The organism is Thermococcus peptonophilus (assembly GCF_001592435.1).
GTDB classification, from domain to species: Archaea; Methanobacteriota_B; Thermococci; order Thermococcales; family Thermococcaceae; genus Thermococcus; species Thermococcus peptonophilus.
Genome location: NZ_CP014750.1, coordinates 794,163 through 812,267 on the forward strand (window position 1 = coordinate 794,163; position 18,105 = coordinate 812,267).

The 18,105-nt window shown below is 53.0% G+C and carries 17 protein-coding genes; 13 read left to right on the forward strand and 4 right to left on the reverse strand.

Features of this window, described 5'->3' with window-relative positions:
- Positions 1–4 precede the first annotated feature (4 nt).
- Positions 5–1,501 (reverse strand): replication factor C large subunit, encoded by a 1,497-nt coding sequence (locus A0127_RS04260; RefSeq protein WP_062388379.1) that lies wholly within the window; start codon positions 1,499–1,501, stop codon positions 5–7.
- A 5-nt stretch (positions 1,502–1,506) separates the two neighbouring features.
- The gene (locus A0127_RS04265; RefSeq protein ID WP_062388381.1) at positions 1,507–2,487 is read right to left on the reverse strand and encodes a replication factor C small subunit; all 981 of its coding nucleotides are present in this window, start codon (positions 2,485–2,487) and stop codon (positions 1,507–1,509) included.
- Between the two features lie 48 nt (positions 2,488–2,535).
- On the opposite strand from A0127_RS04265, the gene A0127_RS04270 reads away from it, so the two are divergent.
- The 3 genes from A0127_RS04270 to A0127_RS04280 all read left to right on the forward strand — a co-directional run bounded on the left by A0127_RS04270 (position 2,536) and on the right by A0127_RS04280 (position 5,197).
- The gene (locus A0127_RS04270) at positions 2,536–2,997 is read left to right on the forward strand and encodes a metal-dependent hydrolase (protein WP_062388384.1); all 462 of its coding nucleotides are present in this window, start codon (positions 2,536–2,538) and stop codon (positions 2,995–2,997) included.
- Positions 2,998–3,052: 55 nt separating this feature from the next.
- Entirely contained in the window at positions 3,053–4,240 is a 1,188-nt protein-coding gene (locus A0127_RS04275; protein WP_062388387.1) for a glycine C-acetyltransferase, read from the forward strand.
- A gap of 129 nt (positions 4,241–4,369) precedes the next feature.
- Positions 4,370–5,197 (forward strand): DUF835 domain-containing protein, encoded by an 828-nt coding sequence (locus A0127_RS04280; protein WP_062388390.1) that lies wholly within the window; start codon positions 4,370–4,372, stop codon positions 5,195–5,197.
- A 2-nt stretch (positions 5,198–5,199) separates the two neighbouring features.
- Here A0127_RS04280 and endA read toward each other — a convergent pair whose 3' ends face one another.
- Complete coding sequence (gene endA, locus A0127_RS04285; protein ID WP_011251165.1) at positions 5,200–5,706, reverse strand: tRNA-intron lyase; 507 nt, start codon at positions 5,704–5,706, stop codon at positions 5,200–5,202.
- Complete coding sequence (rimI, locus tag A0127_RS04290) at positions 5,706–6,206, reverse strand: ribosomal protein S18-alanine N-acetyltransferase (RefSeq protein ID WP_062388394.1); 501 nt, start codon at positions 6,204–6,206, stop codon at positions 5,706–5,708. Before rimI ends, endA begins: the two co-directional genes overlap by 1 nt.
- A gap of 199 nt (positions 6,207–6,405) precedes the next feature.
- Here rimI and herA point away from each other — a divergent pair, with 199 nt between their 5' ends.
- Genes herA through A0127_RS04335 form a run of 10 tightly spaced genes read left to right on the forward strand, consistent with a single transcriptional unit; the run spans position 6,406 to position 18,080 of the window.
- Positions 6,406–8,184, forward strand: coding sequence for a DNA double-strand break repair helicase HerA (gene herA / locus A0127_RS04295; RefSeq protein WP_062388396.1), 1,779 nt, complete (start codon positions 6,406–6,408; stop codon positions 8,182–8,184).
- Positions 8,185–8,195: 11 nt separating this feature from the next.
- The gene (mre11, locus tag A0127_RS04300) at positions 8,196–9,578 is read left to right on the forward strand and encodes a DNA double-strand break repair protein Mre11 (RefSeq protein WP_062388398.1); all 1,383 of its coding nucleotides are present in this window, start codon (positions 8,196–8,198) and stop codon (positions 9,576–9,578) included.
- The gene (rad50, locus tag A0127_RS04305; protein ID WP_062388401.1) at positions 9,575–12,226 is read left to right on the forward strand and encodes a DNA double-strand break repair ATPase Rad50; all 2,652 of its coding nucleotides are present in this window, start codon (positions 9,575–9,577) and stop codon (positions 12,224–12,226) included. The genes mre11 and rad50 overlap by 4 nt, the downstream gene beginning before the upstream one ends.
- Positions 12,226–13,560, forward strand: coding sequence for a DNA double-strand break repair nuclease NurA (nurA, locus tag A0127_RS04310; RefSeq protein ID WP_062388404.1), 1,335 nt, complete (start codon positions 12,226–12,228; stop codon positions 13,558–13,560). Before rad50 ends, nurA begins: the two co-directional genes overlap by 1 nt.
- A 36-nt stretch (positions 13,561–13,596) precedes the next feature.
- Entirely contained in the window at positions 13,597–14,610 is a 1,014-nt protein-coding gene (locus A0127_RS04315) for a FecCD family ABC transporter permease (RefSeq protein ID WP_062388407.1), read from the forward strand.
- Positions 14,607–15,335 (forward strand): ABC transporter ATP-binding protein, encoded by a 729-nt coding sequence (locus A0127_RS04320; RefSeq protein ID WP_062388410.1) that lies wholly within the window; start codon positions 14,607–14,609, stop codon positions 15,333–15,335. Before A0127_RS04315 ends, A0127_RS04320 begins: the two co-directional genes overlap by 4 nt.
- A gap of 36 nt (positions 15,336–15,371) precedes the next feature.
- A complete protein-coding gene (gene psmB / locus A0127_RS04325) occupies positions 15,372–15,971 on the forward strand; it encodes an archaeal proteasome endopeptidase complex subunit beta (protein ID WP_062388413.1) in 600 nt (199 codons plus the stop codon).
- A gap of 36 nt (positions 15,972–16,007) precedes the next feature.
- A complete protein-coding gene (locus A0127_RS10475) occupies positions 16,008–16,154 on the forward strand; it encodes a hypothetical protein (protein WP_156471149.1) in 147 nt (48 codons plus the stop codon).
- Entirely contained in the window at positions 16,144–17,286 is a 1,143-nt protein-coding gene (gene thrC, locus A0127_RS04330) for a threonine synthase (protein WP_062388415.1), read from the forward strand. Before A0127_RS10475 ends, thrC begins: the two co-directional genes overlap by 11 nt.
- Before the next feature lie 5 nt (positions 17,287–17,291).
- Positions 17,292–18,080, forward strand: coding sequence for a DODA-type extradiol aromatic ring-opening family dioxygenase (locus tag A0127_RS04335; protein ID WP_062388418.1), 789 nt, complete (start codon positions 17,292–17,294; stop codon positions 18,078–18,080).
- The last annotated feature ends 25 nt before the right edge of the window (positions 18,081–18,105 follow it).

Consider the following 18,105-nt stretch of genomic DNA (forward strand, 5'->3'; position numbering starts at 1 on the left):
GTTTTCACTTCTTCAGGAAGTCGAACAGTGTTGCCTGCTTGCCCTTTTTGGGCTTCTCCTTCTCGGACTTTTCTCCCTTTCCCACGGCCTCTACTTCTTCCTCGGCCTCCTCAAGATCCTCCTCGGTTAGCTCCTCTTCCTTGACTTCTTCAAGTTCTTCTTCAGCTTCTTCGGCTTCTATGGCTTCCTCCTTGGCCTCTTCCACCTTTCTTTCGGCTTCCCTCGCCCTCGCCTCAAGCTCGCCCTCCTTCTTCAGCTTCTTCTCGATATTCATACTCTTAGCCCATATCGTCTTCGCCTTCTCCTTGTCCCCGGTTATGAACTCAACTTCTTTCTCGCTGAGGTCGAGGAAGACGACGAAGTGGGCCGCCAAATCCGGGTTGTTCTCGAAGATAACCCTGAGGTAGCGGAGGGTTTCTATTGCCTCGGGCTTTGCCATGTGCATCTCGCTCATTATCTTCTTGATTATTGAATCTCTTAGCGAGCGCTCCTCCTTGCTCTCAGTGAGGAGCTTTATCGTCTTAGGCGGATAGATTTTAACGAAGCCCTTCTTCTTGACGCCGGCAACGGCAACCCCAGCCGTCATCATGTCGGTTGCGTACTTCCAGAGGCCGTAGTTCCCAGTCCTCTGAGCTCTGCCAAGGTATATATCAGCTCTGCTGATGGCTTCATACGCTCTGGCTATGTCCTCGGGCTTGTAGTAGACGTAGGGCACGTTCTCATCTATCCACTGGAGGAGTTCGTTTGGAAACATATCCACGCCAAGCACCGCCATCTTTGCCCTCTTGGCGTTGTCCGTTGCGAACAGCTGGGCCAGCGCCTGGAAAACACTTTTCTCAGTATCGCGGTAAGCCAGGACTTCAACGGCGTCCTCGACTCCACCAGTAACGACGGTCTGGAGGTCGTTTATTGCCGCCCTCAGATCGCCGTTCGCCCTCTTGGCTATCTCGTATAAGACTTCCTTTGGGACGTTCTTCCCTTCGCGCTTGAGTATTCTCACGAGGGCCTTTATTATGTCCCTCTGCGTCAGCCTCTTGTACTCGACTATCTGCGCCCTGTTGCGTATCTCTCTGGGGACTTCCCAGTAGTGGTTGGCGCTCATTATTATCGGGTTTCTTGCCTTGTCGATGAGCTTCGCTATCTCCCGTGCCCCAGAGGGCTCAATGTTGTCGGCCTCATCAAGGAATATCAGCTTCCTCCTCTTTCCGAGGATGTCCATGGTATATGCGGCCTGAACGTAGCGCTCTATCTTCTCATACGTCCTCTCGTCACTCGCGTTGAGCTCGATGACCTCGAAGCCGTACTCATGGGCTAAAGCATAGACAGTCGTCGTTTTGCCCGTTCCCGGCGGTCCCGCAAGGATCAGCGCTTTCTTCTTCGGCGGGTTTCCATGGAGCCAGGCTTCAACCCACGCCCTAACCTGCTCTATGGCCTTGTTCTGGTTCACTATCTCGCTGAGCTTCCTCGGCCGGTATTTTTCAATCCACGGGACTTCCGTCATAGGGATCACTTACCCATAATCGTGAACTGGGCAAGGAGAGCCTCGAGCTGTATCATCTCGTTGGCCCCCTCAACAAGGCGGAAGTTGTACTCTCCTATCTTGTCGGCCAGAGCAACCTTCTTGTCCTCCGGAATAGGGAGGTTGAATACCTCCTTGTGCATCTGGATGAGGACATCTTCACCGCTGAGGCCCTGCCTTAACAGGATATCCCTGAGCTTCTCTCTCGCCTTCAGGAAGTTGCCCTCCAGAGCTAAGGTCATCATCTCGCGCACATCCTCAGGCCTCGCCCTGCTGGCAACGAGGAAGACGTTCTCGTCGGTTATCCTTGTGTCGAGGGCGGCAGCAGCCTGAAGAACGTTGATTGCCCTCCTAAGGTCTCCCTCAGCGACGTAGAGTATCGCCTGTAGGCCTTCCTCGGTGAGCTCGAGACCCTCGTTTTCAGCTATGTACTTGATGCGCTTCGCTATGTCCTCGTCGCGGAGCGGCCTGAAGCGGAAGATGGCGCACCTCGACTGTATGGGTTCGATGATCTTTGAGGAGTAGTTACAGCTCAGAATAAAGCGGACGTTGTTCGAGAACATCTCCATCGTCCTTCTGAGGGCCTGCTGAGCGTCCTGTGTGAGGGCATCTGCCTCGTCAAGGAATATTATCTTGAAGCTCGCGCCGCCTATCGGCTTCGTTCTCGCGAACTCCTTCACCTTCTCCCTGATGACGTTTATGCCACGCTCATCCGACGCATTCAGCTCTAGGAAGTTGTGCCTCCAGTTCTCGCCAAAGAGCTCTCTGGCTAACGCCAGAGCGGCCGTAGTCTTCCCGACACCAGGGGGGCCTGCGAATAGAAGGTGCGGCATCGAGCCGGTTTTAACGTAGTGCTTCAACCTCTTGACTATGTGATCCTGACCGACTATATCGTCGAGCCTTTGCGGCCTATACTCCTCAACCCACGGCTTTTCAAGAATCTTAACTTCTTTCACTTCCTCTGGCATGGATTCCACCTAAACGTTTATGAGCACTCGGAGTTTAAGGCTTTTGCCATGGATCCTCTTGAACACGCTTCCATACCGACGCTTCTGTACCTTGCCCTGTCTCCGACTCCGGATATAGTTGGGATAGTTATTCTTGTAGCTGGAGCCGTCTTTCCAGATCTCGACGCCCTATCAAGGGAGCATCGATCCTATCTTCACTCCCTTTTGGCTTTTTTGCCTGCCTTCCTAACTGGCTGGTACTTCGGTGGTTACCCTTACCTATTTGTCCTCGGCTGGCTTTCGCATCTCTTTCTTGACCTCTTCACTGGAGTTCTCCCTTTCTTCTATCCGATCTCGAGAAAAGGCTACGGAATTTCGGTTAGGGCAGTTTTGGGACTTCACGTGCCTAAACTTTCCATCGGAATACTCTCAGCGTATCCAACTCCAAGAAGGGATTACGAACTCAATCTGGGTGGGAGTTTGGCGCTTCTCCTGCTGACGCTTCTCGTCATTATACTTAGACTGCACTAACCTGCCCACTGCAAAACTTTTATACTTTGATGACCAAGAACTACCGGTGATTCTCATGGGAAAGCTTGACTGGATTAGAGAAGAACTTCAGGAGCTTAAGGAGAAGGGTCTCTACGTAACCATAAGAAAGCTTGAGAGCGCCCAGGGCCCGTGGGTTGTTGTTGACGGAAAGAAGGTTCTCAACATGTGCTCGAACAACTACCTTGGTCTAGCCGCCCATCCCGAGATCCGCTATGCTGCCATAAGGGCTATCCTCGACTACGGTGTCGGTGCCGGTGCCGTCAGAACTATTGCGGGAACAATGGAACTCCACGTCGAGCTTGAGGAAAAGCTGGCCAAGTTCAAGAAGAGGGAAGCGGCCATACTCTTCCAGAGCGGCTACAACGCCAATCTTGGAGCGATAAGCGCGCTCCTTAAGAAAGGAGAAGACGGTGTGTTCATCAGCGAGGAGCTCAACCACGCGAGTATCATAGACGGAATGCGCCTCAGCGGGGCGCCGAAGGTCATCTACAAGCACATAGACATGGATGACCTCAAGAAGCGCCTCGAAGAGAACAAGGACAAGAAGAAGAAAATCATCGTCAGCGACGGTGTCTTCTCGATGGACGGTGATCTCGCTCCACTTCCGGAGATGGCGGAGTTAGCTGAGCAGTACGATGCCATCCTCTACATTGACGACGCCCACGGTGAGGGTGTCCTCGGTGACAGCGGAAGAGGTATCGTCGACCACTTCAAGCTCCACGACAAGGTCGACTTCGAGATGGGAACGCTGAGCAAGGCCTTCGGCGTTATAGGGGGCTACGTCGCCGGCCCGGAAGAGGCCATTGAATACCTCCGCCAGAGGGCGAGGCCGTTCCTCTTCTCGAGCGCCCCGAACCCACCTGATGTTGCAGCGGCTATAGCGGCTGTCGAGATACTCCAGAGGAGCGATGAGCTGGTCAAGAAGCTCTGGGACAACACCCACTTCCTCCAGAAGGGCCTCAGAGACCTCGGCTACGACCTCGGCAACACTAAGCACCCGATAACCCCGGTGATGCTCTACGACGAGAAGCTCGCCCAGGAGTTCTCGAGAAGGCTGTACGACGAGTACAACATCTTTGCGCAGGCGATCGTCTATCCGACCGTGCCGCTCGGAACCGCGAGGATAAGGCTAGAGCCCTCAGCGGCCCACAGCAAGGAGGACCTCCAGTACGTGCTAGATGCCTTCGAGGACCTCGGAAAGAAGACTGGGTTCTTGAAGTGAAGTTCTAACTTTGAACATTTTTTCGCCTTTTGTTCTGTTTTTACAACCCTTAGTCAAGGTCTAAATTATGAAGTCAGCATGAAATGTCTTATAAAGTTCTGTCACATATTACTTATTTGGGTGTAAGACGTGGTAGTCAACATTACACACATTGTTCTTGCAGGGATTGTCCTCATAACGCTACTCACTGTAACCCTCCTCAGCTTGTACTACAGACACCAATTTATATCCCATTACCCGCAGTTCTCCCGCTCGTACGATTTAATGCTCCTCGGCCTTTTTCTCGCTGTCCTGACGAAGACGCTGTTTCTTCCCCTCGATCTCAACAACGCTGGGTTCATTCACTTAGAACAGAATGAGAAGAACCTTGTTGGCACCATCGGTAACTTCTTCCTGCTCATAGGTTTATCTCTCATGATTTTTGGATGGATAAGTATGATATCGTCCATAACAAAAAAATACGAGCTCGTTCCAGTTGTGGAGATAGAAGGCGAGCTCGAAGAGATGTCCCCCGGAGTGTATATTATTCCCCCAAGTTCAGGCCTCACACTCCTGTCAAAGCTTATTACAGGTCGTGCCCCCTTAATTATAACCCGCACAATGCCAGAGAACGTGAGAAAGATCCTTAACCTTGAAGAGGTTCCGGTTTTGTGGCTTACAACGGCCGAGTGCGGCGACGGCTGTGTTAATCCCCGCAGGCTTGAGTACCTGCTCCACACCCTAGTCACTTTCATGAAGAGAAAAGAGACTCTCAAGCTGATATATCTCGATGGCCTTGAATACTTAATCCTCGAAAACGGATTTATCCCAGTCTACAAGTTCCTTTCAACCTTAAAGGACTACGCCCTCATAAACAACACCGTGATCCTAGTACCCGTAGAGAAGGCTTCCCTCAATGAGAGGGAGTGGAACCTATTCAGGAGGGAGTTTGAATTCCTTCAAGAAAAAGCCGAATGAGTCTAGAACTTCACCCACTCGACCTTGTAGTAGGTCACGTCAGCGTCCTCGTCAACTATCGCCATTATCATGTTCTTCCTCACGCCGTGAGCCACCCTGACGCGAGCGGTTATGTCGTTTGGACTTAACCTGGAGTTCTCGGGGACAACCCAGACGAGCCACTCGGAGTGCTCCTCCATTCCCCTCCGATAAACTCGGAAATGGGAGCCGAACTTCAGGCCCGACTTCACGGTGTAGCCCCTGTCCCTCAGGTCTTTGTAGACAAGGTACTTAGCGTCAAAAAGCTCATCCCTTGCCCTGCCAAGGTTCATTATCTCCTCAAGCGAGAGCTTCCTCTTGCCGTCCCTGACCTCAATCTTGCCGCGCTCGACGAGGTACGCCGCCTCAAGGAGCGACAGGAACAGCTTACCCTCCACGACCTTTCCAAAGTATCGCTTGTTGTAGAGCCCGTTTATCGCGTTCTGATCGGTTGAGAAGACCCTATCGCCGCTCAGGTAGAAGATTATCATCAGCTTCCCCTCCATTCCTCCGCTGGGAGTAGCATGTAGTAGGCATCCTCACCGTCGGAGTAGTAGCCTATAATCCTCTTAACCTTCCTGAAGCCGAAGCGTTCGTAGAGCCTTATCGCGTTTTCGTTGCTCACCCTAACTTCCAGGCCGATGTAGCGGGCGCCCCTCTTTATGAGCCTCTCGATGACCTCGGTCAGAAGGGCAGAACCTATCCCGTTGCCTCGGTACTCTTTATCAACGGCTATGCTCATTATGTGCCCTTCAAGGTCCGGGCGAAGATAGCCCATCACGTAGCCAACAACCTTCCCGTTGTACTCCGCCACGAGAAAGGTATCCGGGTTGTTCTCCAGGAACATGAGGAAAAGTCCCCTCGGGTAAGCCTCGCGGAAAGATTCGCGCTCTATCCTCATAACCTCAGGGATGTCGAAGAGCTTCGCCGGCCTTATCACGACCATCGCGAGGGGAATCCTTCTGCTGGCCTCTCTGGCTGATGTGCTCATATTACAAACTCCCTCCAAAGCCTTAAAAGGATTGAGGAGAGCCCTTGATGGGTGGCCACCCAAGGTGATGAGCACTCTCGAACCTGACGGGCAGGATGATGACCGGATTCCTGGCTGATTTTTCTCCTTTTGTGGTAAGAATAGGCAAGCAGCAAAGTTTAAAACTCTGGAACTGGAAGTTACTCGATAGGTGGAAGTTATGAGGATAGCCGAGGATATTAACAAGCCCGTTGGAATCGTGACTGGGGAGGCAACGGTTAGCTCGTTCCAGTTCTACGCTCATCCCGACACAGACCTGAAGTTTGGGGACTTCGTGGTGGCGAGGCTCTGCAAAGAAGCTAAAGACCGGAACTGCCGCTGGGGAGAAAATGGAGAGGGTGTTGAGTGGGTTATCGGCACAATAAGAGGGCTGAAGAACATAAACTGGCTCCTGAGCGAGGGCAAGAGCACATACACCTCCCTTGAGCTCGACATAAGGGAGTACGGCGAGAGCATAGGAGAGAACGAGGCGCTGATAGTCACCGTCCACGTCCTCGGGAAGGTTCAGCTCAACGGCGAGAAGGCCGAGGTAGTCCCGACCAGAGTTCCCGTCCCAAACGGGAACAGGGTTTATTTAGCCAGCTCAGACCTTCTAAGGGCCATATACTACGGAGGAAACGGCTACATAGAGCTTGGAAGACTGATAATCAGGGAAGACGTCCCGGTTTACCTCAACGTGAACGAGCTTGTGTCAAGGCACTTCGCGATTTTAGCGGTGACAGGTGCAGGAAAGAGCAACACCGTCTCAGTAATGCTCTGGAAGCTTGTGGAAGAATTGGGTGGAACTGTGATAGTCCTTGACCCCCACGGCGACTACACGAAGCTGAGCCTGCCTGGAACTGGAAGGGAGTACGTGAACCTGATAGAGGCCAAGATAAGGCCCGAGGCAATGGACGGCGAGGAGCTGGCTGACCTGATGGAAATCCAGAGCAACGCAAGCATACAGCGCTCCTACCTGCTTAGGGCCTGGGACACGGTTCTTCACGAGAACCAGGGAATTGGCGGTAGGGAAGCCGTCAAGCTTGTCCACGATCTGCTCCAGAGGTGGGCAAGCGATGGATTCGGAACCTACTGGGATCCACATGCCGGCCAGTACAGGGACCTCGGGGAGATAAAATCGGCGGAGAAGGAGACGATAATGAGACTAACCATGAAGGTCTCGCGCTTCCTGAGGAACTACGGCCATCTTCTCTCGAGCGAAGACATAGTTGCCCTCATAGAGCCCGGCAAGGTGAACGTGATTGATCTAGGCCCGCTCGATGAGGGGCAGATGAAGCTAGTGGTTGCCAAATTCCTCGAAAAGGTCTTCGAGACGAGGATGGACTACGAAAAGGCCAGGAAGAGGCTCGACTACCTCAGAACTGCCTACTCAGGAAACATATCAGCCGTTTCAGATGAGATAAACGAGCTGGAAGAGTTCCTGAAGGGAGTTGAGAAGAACTATCCCGCCCTTGCTGAACCTGTTATGGTCATCGTGGAAGAGGCCCACATCTTCGCGCCCCACGGCGAGAAGGGAGGGGCCGTTAGAATCCTTGGAAGGATAGCAAGGGAGGGAAGGAAGTTCGGCGTCGGCCTTGGATTAGTATCCCAGAGGCCGAGCAGGCTCAGCGAGGACGTCCTGAGCCAGACGAACACCAAGATAATCATGCGCATCGTCAATCCGAACGATCAGCAGTATGTGGTAAGGGCCAGTGAGCAGGTTAGTGGGGAGCTCATGAGCGACATCGCCGGACTGGGCAAGGGTGAAGCCGTAATAGTAGGCCAGGCGATAAGCCTCCCGGCTTTGGTTAAGATATACAACTTCAAGGCCCTCGGCGGGAACTACGGAGGAGAAGACATAGGCGCGGTCGAGAGGTGGCTTGAAAGGAAGAGGCGCGAGCTTGAGGAGAAGGAGAAGGAAGAGATGTATGAAGAAGAGGGCATCGAGGTTGACTTTTGAGGTGTGATGGAATGAAGTTCGCACACATAGCGGATGTCCACCTGGGCTTCGAGCAGTACCGCCTGCCGTATAGAGCTGATGAGTTCGCGGAGGCATTCAGGCGGGCGATTGAGATAGCCGTCGAGAAGAAGGTGGACTTCATACTCATAGCTGGGGATCTCTTCCACTCCAGCAGGCCAAGCCCCGAAACGCTGAAGCAGGCGATGGAAATGCTCTCCCTGCCGAAGGAGAAGGGCATACCTGTTTTTGGAATCGAGGGCAACCACGACAGGACGCAGAGGAGAGTTTCAGCTTACCATCTCCTCGAAAAGCTCGGCCTGCTCTACCTCATCGGCCTCAGAGAGGAGAAAGTTGAGAGCGAGCACCAGACGAGCGAGAAGACCGAGAGGGGCTGGCTCGTTAAAGGAGTTTTTGAGAAGGGCAACAAAAGCGTCGAAATACACGGAATGAAGTACATGAGCGCGGCGTGGCTCGAAAAGAACCCGCCGAAGGAGATATTCAGACCCGAGGGGGACTCCATACTCATGCTCCACCAGGGAGTTAGGGAACTCGTCGAGGAGATGATGGGCAAACTGCCCGAGAGCCAGCGCGACTACTACGAGCTCAGGCTCGGCGACCTGCCGAAGGGCTACCTCTACTACGCCCTCGGCCACATCCACCGGGCATTCCTCACGAGCTATGACATAGGGAAGCTCGCCTATCCCGGCTCGCTCCAGAGGTGGGACTTCGGAGATTACGAGCTACGCTACCGCTGGGACGGGAATACCTTCAAGCCGACCGCTGGGAACCCTAAGGGCTTCTACATCGTCGAGGACTGGGAGCCAAGGTTTATCGAGCTAAAAGTCAGGCCCTTCATAGATATCAACATCAAGGCCGACGAAGAAACCGCAAAGAGAGAGCTGAAGCGCCTCTCCACCAAGATTCCAGAGGAAGCCTTTGTGAGGCTCGATATCCGCTGGGAGAAGCCCTACGACGTTTCAAAGCTCACCGAGCTGATAAAGGCCCGCTACGTCTATGTGAGAACGAGGTTCGAGAGGAAGCTGACCGGAAGAACTCCAACAGGGGAAGTTCCAAAGCCAGAGGAGTACTTCATTCCCGTCGAGCTGAAGGCGATAAACCTCACGGGCGAAAAGGCCATCGAGTCCATTGAAGAAGTCGTTGAGCTCTTCCTCGGTGAGGGATGGGACGAGAAGCTTCCTAAGAAGTCTGAAGAGCCCGAAAGGAAAGAGGATGCCCCCGCTAAGAAAGAAGGAAGCCCTGGGAAAGAAAAGGGACCCAAAACCCAAGGGAAAGAACAGAGGGAGAAGAAAGAGCGCAAGGACTCTGAAAAGAAGGTCATTAAAAGGCCCTCCAAAGGTTCAAATCTCCTCGACTGGCTCGGTGGTGGGAGATGAAGATTGAAAAGCTGCTCATTAAAGACTTCCGCTCTCACGCCCTAACAAAGGTGAACTTCTCGAGCGGGATAAACCTGATAATCGGTCAGAACGGGAGCGGAAAGAGCTCTCTTCTCGATGCCCTCCTCGTGGGGCTCTACTGGCCGTCAAAGCCGAAGGATCTGAAAAAGGACGACTTCGAGAGGATAAACGGGAGCGGGACGGAAATTACCGTGTTCTTCGAGAAGGGGAACGTGAAGTACCAGATACACAGGAACATCGGCAGGGGACTGGCCTTCGTGAAGTACCACGACGGAAGCTCCTGGAAGACGCTTGAGACTGGTCAGAAGCCCGTGAGGGAGTGGATGGAGAAGCTGGTTCCCTACGATGTCTTCCTCAACGCAATATACATCCGACAGGGCGAGATAGACGCGATCCTTGAGAGCGACGAGAGCAGGGAAAAGGTAGTCAGGCAGGTTCTCGGCCTCGACCGATACGAAAACTCCTACAAGAACCTTCTGGATGTGAGAAAGGAAATTGATGCAAGGATAAAGGCCGTCGAAGACTACCTGAAGAGCACCGAGAACATGGATGAACTGATAGGAAACCTCGAAAAGGAGCTCACTTCCGTCCTCAGGGAAATAAACGAAATCTCGCCGAAACTCCCGGAGCTGAGAGGAAAGCTTGAGGGGCTTGAGAAGAAGCTGAAGGAACTTGAAAAAACTGCCGAGGAACTCGCAAAGGCAAGGGTCGAGCTGAAAAGCGAGGAAGGAAACCTGAGGGAGCTGGAGGCCAAGAAGAGCGGAATCCAGAGCATGATCAGGGAAACCGAGAAGAGGGTTGAAGAACTGAAGGAGAAGGTAAAGGAGCTTGAGAGCCTGGAGGAAAAGGCGGGGGAGTACGAGGAGCTCTCCGGGTTCTACAGGAGCTTTACAGAGGGCATGAACAGAATAGAAAAGCTCCTCGCCACTTACTCCCAACAGGCAGAGAGCCTGAGGGAGCGCATTGAGGAGCTGGACAAGAAAGAGGCCAAGGTCAAGGATCTTATGGGGGAAAAGGAGAAACTCCAGAGAGAGCTGGGAGCCCTCGAAGAGGACCTCAAAGCATACCAGAGGGCTAAGGAGCTGATAGCCAACCTTGAGAGGCTGAAGAAGAGGCTCACGATGAGCGAAGAGGAGATAGAGAAGCTCGAAGAGGAAATCAAGAAGGCCAGGGAGAGGAAGGAGGAAATCAACAGGGAGCTTGAGGAAATAGGCTCAAGGAGGGGCGAGCTGAGGAGCATTGCAGGAGAGAGGAACAAGGCGATGATGGAGCTCAAGAAGGCGAAGGGTAGATGCCCAGTCTGTGGCGCGAGGCTCACGGAAGAGCACAGAAAGGAGCTCCTTGGGAGGTACACGGTCGAGCTAAAGGAGATATCTGCGGAGATGAAAGAGCTCGAAAAGAGGGAGAAGAAGCTCAGGGCCGAGCTCGTGGAGGTAGAGAAGACGCTGAAGAAGGAGAGGGAGCTGTTCGCCCTCAAAGAAGTCCTTGAGCAGATAAGAGAGACAGAGGAGAAGCTTAAGGAGTACGACATTGAAAAGCTCGAAGAGACCAACGAGAAAGCTGAGGAGCTGAAGAAAAAGTTAGCTGGAATAGAGGGCGAGATAAAAAGCCTGGAAGCGGAAATCGAGAAAGGGGAGCTCCTCAGGAAGAAGCTCGCCCTTGTGGAAAAGAAGCTGAGAGAGCTTGAGGAGGAGAAGGCTTCACTGCTCGACGAGCTAAAAAAACTCGGATTTGGGGACGTTGCAGAGCTTGAGGAGAGACTGAAAGAGCTCGAGCCTGCTTACAAGCGCTACATCGAGCTTAGGCCCGCGAGAGATGAGCTCAAGCGGGAGGAAGACCTTCTGAAGAGCCTCGAGCTTGATCTCAAGGCCATCCTTAAGAAAATCGAAAAGACATCAAAGAGGATCGATGAGCTGAGGAAGACAGTCGAAGAGCTCGAAAAGTCCTACGATAAGGAAAAACATGAAGAGCTGAAGGAAAAGACAAGGGAGCTTTCAAAGGAGCTTGCTGGCCTTGAGGCCCGCCTGAAGTCGCTCGAAGAGCGCAGGGACGAGGTAAAGGCCAACCTTGAGACGCTGAGGGAGGAAAAGAAAACCAGAAAGGAAAAGGCGAAGGAGCTTGAGAAACTCAGAAAAGCGAGAGAGCGCGTGCAGAGGCTCAGGGAGAAGGTTAAGGCCTACAAGAACCTGCTCAAGGAAGGGGCCTTGGCCAAGGTCGGCGAGATGGCGAGCGAGATATTTGAGGAGCTCACCGAGGAAAAGTACTCCGAGGTAACCGTGAAGGCCGAGGAGAACAAGGTGAGGCTCGGAGTTGTCTACAACGGGAAGGAATACGGACTCGGCTTCCTCAGCGGCGGCGAGAGAATTGCCCTCGGCCTTGCTTTCAGGCTTGCCCTGTCCCTCTACCTTGCCGGAGAGATAAGCCTGCTCATCCTCGACGAACCGACTCCTTATCTCGACGAAGAGAGGCGGAGAAGATTAGTGGACATAATGCAACGCTACCTCAGGAAGATACCGCAGGTCATAGTGGTCTCCCACGACGAGGAGCTGAAGGACGCGGCCGACAGGGTGATAAAGATAAGCCTTGAGAACGGCGTTTCAGTCGTCAGAGAAGCGGAGGTGGGCTGATGTACAGGCTCATCGACAGGAAGAGCGTGGACAGGATAAAGGCGCTCCTGGAGAGGGGCTACCGCGAGGCGGAGAGCAAGCTGGCCGAGATAGAGTGGAGGTCTCTGCCGAAGGAAAGGAAGCAGACGAGGGTCTACGCCGTTGACGGAAGCCAGGGGAAGCAGAGGCTGAGCGGTACGATCTTCTACGCCGTCTCAAGCTACGCCTTCGGCAACGGGCCAGCTTATCGGCTTGTCTACACTAACGCTATGCTCTACAACCAGGGTATCTCCGATCAAATAATCCGCCTCCAGATGGAAACCCTTGAGAATAAGCTGGGCTACCTGTCGGCGAAGCTCGGGGACGTTGACTACGTCATGATGGATGGAACCCTGACGGGCTCCCTGACGAGGCCGCCCGTCTATCCTGAGAGCGTGAGAGGAATAAATGCCCTTGAAGCCCTATTAAAAGATAAATTCAGCGATTTGATTACTGAGTTTCTTGATGAGCTTGATCGCAATTACGAAAACTTGATGAATGCCCTTGAAGAGTCTCAAAAAGCGTATTCAGGAGTTATCCTTGCCGATGAGCTACTCAACAAGTTCGTTAAGAAATACGCATCCTCAAGGCTTCTGGGATACGCTAGAAAGATAAGGATCTCGTCCTGCGAAACACTTCCCGAGAAAATCCCAATACCACTTGAATACTTGGAGGAAAACTCAGATAAAACCGTCCAGGAGATACTCAACGAAATCAAGAAAAAGTACTGCAAGAAAATAATCATCGAAGACATTCGAGATGCAATCCACGTTGTCTTGAGCTACCTCGAATACCTGTACTCTCTAGATAAACTTCTCTCGGATGATATGGCCCTTATCTACCTCGCGAAAAGTTTTTACAATAAATCACTGGCCAAGCAGGTCAAGCTGGATATCGTAGACGTTGCATACTTAGATGCATTCCTTAAAAAAAGATATGGAGGCGAACTCCCAGGTTATTACAGGTTCCCAAAACGAACAAAGGTTGAGCATTCGATTCCAGATGTCCTCTCAGGAGTTTTTAAGAATGTCGAGGAGATGATAACAAAAGGAGTACCAAGCGCATACATAAGGACTATGAAGGGCGGGGTAATCTACCTGCTCCAGAGCAACCGCGACATAGACGATGAGCTTTTGAGCGGCATCCTGTGGCACGAGAGCAGCGGCTACTTCAGGCCGCTTCAAAGGGCTCATGAGGGCGTCAAGATCGAAAAGAAGGCCTTTGAGGCCGAGCTTAAAGCTCTGCTCAACATAATAAAGGCCGAGAGCCCAGAACTAAGGGTGTTCCTGAAGTACGGAAGGAGCCCACTGGAGTAGCGAAAGGTTTAAACACCTGGACAAAAAGTCCAGCACATGCGGAAGATTATCCCGGCGCTCATCGTGCTCTCGCTCATTTCAATCTTCCTTGGCGTCTATATCGGGCCGGTTGACCTGACCCCCTCTGACGTGACTAAAGGGATAACCTACGGGGTTAAGCTGACCCTCTCCCGCTTCTTCTCGCTGAGTCTCGATGAGCCACCGAAGTACTTTTCCATAATATGGAAAATCCGCCTTCCTGAGGTTCTCCTTGCCTATCTTGTGGGCATATCTCTCGCATCGGCTGGAGTTGCATCACAGGCCCTCTTCAGAAACCCGCTCGCGGACCCTTACATAATTGGAATAAGCTCCGGAGCGGCGTTCGGCGCGGCGCTCTCACTGCTGGTAGGGATAACCTACATGCCCTACCTATCGCTGGCCTTCTCGTTCCTCTCGGTCTTCATCGTGTACTCCCTGGCCAGGACAAACGGGAAGGTGCCCGTTAATACCCTTCTCTTAGCAGGAATAGCCTACGGCTTTCTCGCAAACGCCGCAACTTGGTACATCTACGTGACCCACCCACACAATGCTTACATCACCTGGACGTGGCTTCTGGGAAGCTTCAACGGAGCGGAGTGGAGGGAAGTCTTGGTGATGTTCTTGGTTTCCCTGCTCGGGACGGGCTTTCTCATCAGGAAGTGGCGCGAGCTGAACCTTATTCTGCTCGGCGAGGAAAGCATAGCCCTCGGCTTAGATCTCCACCTGTACAGGAAAGTTTTCCTCGGTGTTATAGCCACGCTGACTGCCTTCGCGGTCTACACCTCGGGTGTCATCGGCTTCGTTGGTCTTGTTAGTCCGCACATAATGCGCATCATTCTGGGGCCGAACCACAGGGAGCTTACCCCCTCAACTGCCCTCTTCGGCGGGATCCTTCTCGTCGTCGCAGACCTCCTGGCAAGAACCGTTGCAAAGCCCCAGGTAATCCCAGTTGGCATAATCACGGCCTTCATGGGCGCGCCTTTCTTTCTGTACTTACTCATGAAGTACAAACGGGGTGAGCTGATGAGATGAGGCTCTTTGCGAGGGTTTCATACTCCTACGGGCAAAGGGAAGTGCTGAAGGATTTGGAGATAGAGGCCAGAAGGGGTGAGCTGCTAGCCATAATAGGACCAAACGGGGCCGGTAAATCAACCCTTCTCAAGTCTCTCGTGGGCATTTTGAAGCCAATTGGAAAGGTCGAGCTAGATGGAAAGGACCTTCTCTCCCTCAAGCCGGCCGAGAGAGCCAGGCTGATAACGTACGTTCCCCAGAGCTCCTTCCCGGAGTTTGCCTTCACCGTTGAGGAGTTCGTGGAGATGGGGAGCTACATGACGGGAGGAAGCGTTGAGGAAGCCCTGAAGAAAGTCGGCCTCTGGGAGAGAAGGAGGGATAGGATAACCACACTCAGCGGGGGAGAGTTCCAGCTCGCGCTGATAGCGAGGGCTCTAGCACAGGGGAGCAGAGCTGTTCTCCTAGACGAACCCACGAGTCACCTCGATGTTAACCACGCACTGACGGTTATGGAGCTTCTCCGCGGGCTGAAGGCTGAGAAGATAATCATCACGGTTCTCCACGACGTAAACCTGGCCCTTGAGTATGCCGACAGGCTCGTCGTGATGAAAGATGGAGAGAAGTTCTGGGAGGGGAAGCCCGGGGAGATAACGCCCGATGTCCTTGAAAGGGTTTACGGAATTAGAGCAAAAATAGTAGAAGTTGATTCCCACAGGGTCTTTATCCCAGAGCTGGCAAAGGTTTAAAACGAACGTGCGTTTCTTAGGTTAGGGGTGAGAAAGGTGGAGAAGAAAACGGGTACGACAACCGTGGGAATCAGGACGAAGGAAGGCGTCGTCCTTGCCGCTGACACTCAGGCTTCACTCGACCACATGGTTGAGACCCTCAACATAAGGAAGATACTCCCGATAACCGACAGGATAGCGATAACAACAGCTGGAAGCGTGGGCGACGTCCAGGCCCTCGCGAGGATGCTGGAGGCGGAAGCGAGGTATTACCAGTTCACGTGGGGCAGGCCGATGACAGCGAAGGCGATGGCCCACCTGCTCAGCAACATCCTCAACGAGAACAAGTGGTTCCCGTACATGGTTCAGATTATCATCGGCGGCTATGTAGAAGAGCCTACACTGGCCAACCTCGATCCGCTCGGAGGGCTTATCTTCGACGACTACACTGCAACCGGCTCGGGCAGTCCCTTCGCAATAGCCGTTCTCGAAGATGGATTCAAGAAGGACATGAGCCTTGAGGAAGCCAAGGAGCTGGCAGTAAGGGCAGTTAGAACCGCTGGGAAGCGCGACGTCTACACGGGAGACAGAAAAGTCCAGGTTGTCGTCATAACCAGGGACGGCATGAAGGAGGAGTTCGTTGAGTTCAAAGAGTAAACTAACTTTTTTAACCTCTTCTTTAGAGTTTATACCATGCGGAAACCGGAGAGCAAAACACCAGCAAGTTCTATAGGAATACTCCTGTCTCTTCTCCCAACTATGGGAATCAGCTCTGAGACAACGCTAAAGGAAAATACAGCTTTATCCAAAGCTACTGGGAGGGTTAGAATTGAAGCTTAAATGTCCGATATGTGGAAAAACTTACGATGAGCCCGTCCAGAGGTGCGAGTGCGGTGAACCCGTGGAGTTTGAAGCCTTCAATGCAGAGCCTTACCTTGGAAAGACCGTCTGGGAGAGATTCTGGGACTTCTGGCCGATAGAACCAGCAATGGAGCTCTCACTCGGCGAGGGGGATACTCCTCTCGTGAAGTCCAAACTTGGAAAAGAGCTCGGTGTGAGGCTCTACCTGAAGAACGAGACCACAAATCCGACCTGGAGCTTCAAAGATAGGGGGACGTTTCTAGCGGTGAGCTATGCGGTGAAAGCGGGATACAAGGCTATCGGAACGGTTTCCACGGGCAACATGGCGGCCAGTGTAGCCGCTTACGCCACGAGGGCTGGACTTAAGGCGAAGATCCTCGTTTCAGAGAGCACGAGCGGGGAGAAGCTCAAGGCAGTGAGCGTTTACGGCGCGGACGTGATAAGGGTCAGAGGGGACTATGGGAGGCTCTACTTCGAGAGCCTGGAGCTGGGGGAGAAGCTTGGAATATACTTCATCAACTCCGACAACCCGTTCCGCGTCGAAGGCTACAAGGGGATAGCCTTCGAGATAACTGAGGAGCTAACACCAGACTACGTTTTAATTCCGACTAGCTCCGGTGGTCTATTCAGAGGAATTGCCAAGGGTTTCATCGAACTGAAGGAGAGCGGACTTATTGATAAACTCCCAACGCTGATAGCTGTTCAAGCGGAGGGCTGTTCACCGGTATGCAGGGCCTTCAGGGAAGAGAAAGAGAGAATAGAGCGCTTCGAAAACCCAAAGACGATAGCAAAGGCCATAGCAAATCCGTACCCCCCGAGCGGGAACGCCGTCCTTAAGCTGCTCCACGAGTTCGGCTGGAAGTGCACCGCCGTGAGTGACGAAGAAATCCTCGAAGCCCAGAGAGAGCTTGCAGGTGAGGGCCTCTTCGTCCAGCCCGCGAGCGCGACGGGAATAGCGGCCCTCAAAAAACTCATGGAGATGGAAGAGATCAAAGAAGGAGCGAAGGTTGTGTCCATCCTCACTGGTTCCGGCTTAAAGGCTCTCTCCCACGTTGAGGGTGGAAAAGTAAGGGAGTGCTCACTCGAAAGCCTTGAAGAATGCCTGAGGTGATGGAGATGCTCGTTGGAATAGGCCTTATGCCGCACGGGAACCCGGTTTTAGACCCGCCCGATGAGGAAACGAAAAAGCTGGCCAAGGTTTTAAGGGACATTGGAAGGGAGTTCAGTAGTGTCGATGCATACGTCCTCATAAGCCCGCACAACGTAAGGATGAGCGACCACCTGGGCGTTATCATGGCCCAGCATCTAATTTCCTGGCTCGGCTTTGAGGGCGTTGAACTGCCCGGAGAATGGGAAACAGACCGGAAACTTGCCGAGAAAATCTACAATGCCTGGAAAGAGAGTGGAATCCCTGCCGTTGACCTGCACTTCGCCAGCAGGAGCGGACAGTATTCGAGGTGGCCCCTAACATGGGGCGAGCTCATACCGCTCCAGTTCCTTGAGAAAAAGCCGCTTGTTCTGCTAACTCCCGCTAGAAGGCTGAGCAGGGAGACGCTCATAAAGGCTGGAGAAGTTCTCGGTGAAATTCTTGAGGGGAGCGAGAAAAAAATCGCCTTTATAGTCAGCGCAGACCACGGGCACGCGCACGACGAGAACGGGCCATACGGCTACAGAAAGGAGAGCGAGGAGTACGACAGACTTATCATGGAGCTGATAAACGAGAACCGCCTTGAGGAGCTTCCAGAAATTCCGGACGAGCTGATAGAGAAGGCCTTACCCGACAGCTACTGGCAGATGCTCATAATGCTTGGGGTGATGCACAGAGTTCCAGTCAAGCTCGTCGAGAGCGCCTACGCCTGCCCGACCTACTTCGGCATGGCAGGAGCGCTGTGGGTGAGGAAGTAGTGTGTAGTTGAAATACACACTTTTC

Coding starts and splice junctions, on each gene's coding strand:
- A0127_RS04260 (WP_062388379.1), bottom strand. CDS start 1,501: ATGACGGAAGTCCCGTGGATTGAAAAATACCGGCCGAGGAAGCTCAGC.
- A0127_RS04265 (WP_062388381.1), bottom strand. CDS start 2,487: ATGCCAGAGGAAGTGAAAGAAGTTAAGATTCTTGAAAAGCCGTGGGTT.
- A0127_RS04270 (WP_062388384.1), top strand. CDS start 2,536: ATGGATCCTCTTGAACACGCTTCCATACCGACGCTTCTGTACCTTGCC.
- A0127_RS04275 (WP_062388387.1), top strand. CDS start 3,053: ATGGGAAAGCTTGACTGGATTAGAGAAGAACTTCAGGAGCTTAAGGAG.
- endA (WP_011251165.1), bottom strand. CDS start 5,706: ATGATAATCTTCTACCTGAGCGGCGATAGGGTCTTCTCAACCGATCAG.
- rimI (WP_062388394.1), bottom strand. CDS start 6,206: ATGAGCACATCAGCCAGAGAGGCCAGCAGAAGGATTCCCCTCGCGATG.
- herA (WP_062388396.1), top strand. CDS start 6,406: ATGAGGATAGCCGAGGATATTAACAAGCCCGTTGGAATCGTGACTGGG.
- mre11 (WP_062388398.1), top strand. CDS start 8,196: ATGAAGTTCGCACACATAGCGGATGTCCACCTGGGCTTCGAGCAGTAC.
- rad50 (WP_062388401.1), top strand. CDS start 9,575: ATGAAGATTGAAAAGCTGCTCATTAAAGACTTCCGCTCTCACGCCCTA.
- nurA (WP_062388404.1), top strand. CDS start 12,226: ATGTACAGGCTCATCGACAGGAAGAGCGTGGACAGGATAAAGGCGCTC.
- A0127_RS04315 (WP_062388407.1), top strand. CDS start 13,597: ATGCGGAAGATTATCCCGGCGCTCATCGTGCTCTCGCTCATTTCAATC.
- A0127_RS04320 (WP_062388410.1), top strand. CDS start 14,607: ATGAGGCTCTTTGCGAGGGTTTCATACTCCTACGGGCAAAGGGAAGTG.
- A0127_RS10475 (WP_156471149.1), top strand. CDS start 16,008: ATGCGGAAACCGGAGAGCAAAACACCAGCAAGTTCTATAGGAATACTC.
- A0127_RS04335 (WP_062388418.1), top strand. CDS start 17,292: ATGCTCGTTGGAATAGGCCTTATGCCGCACGGGAACCCGGTTTTAGAC.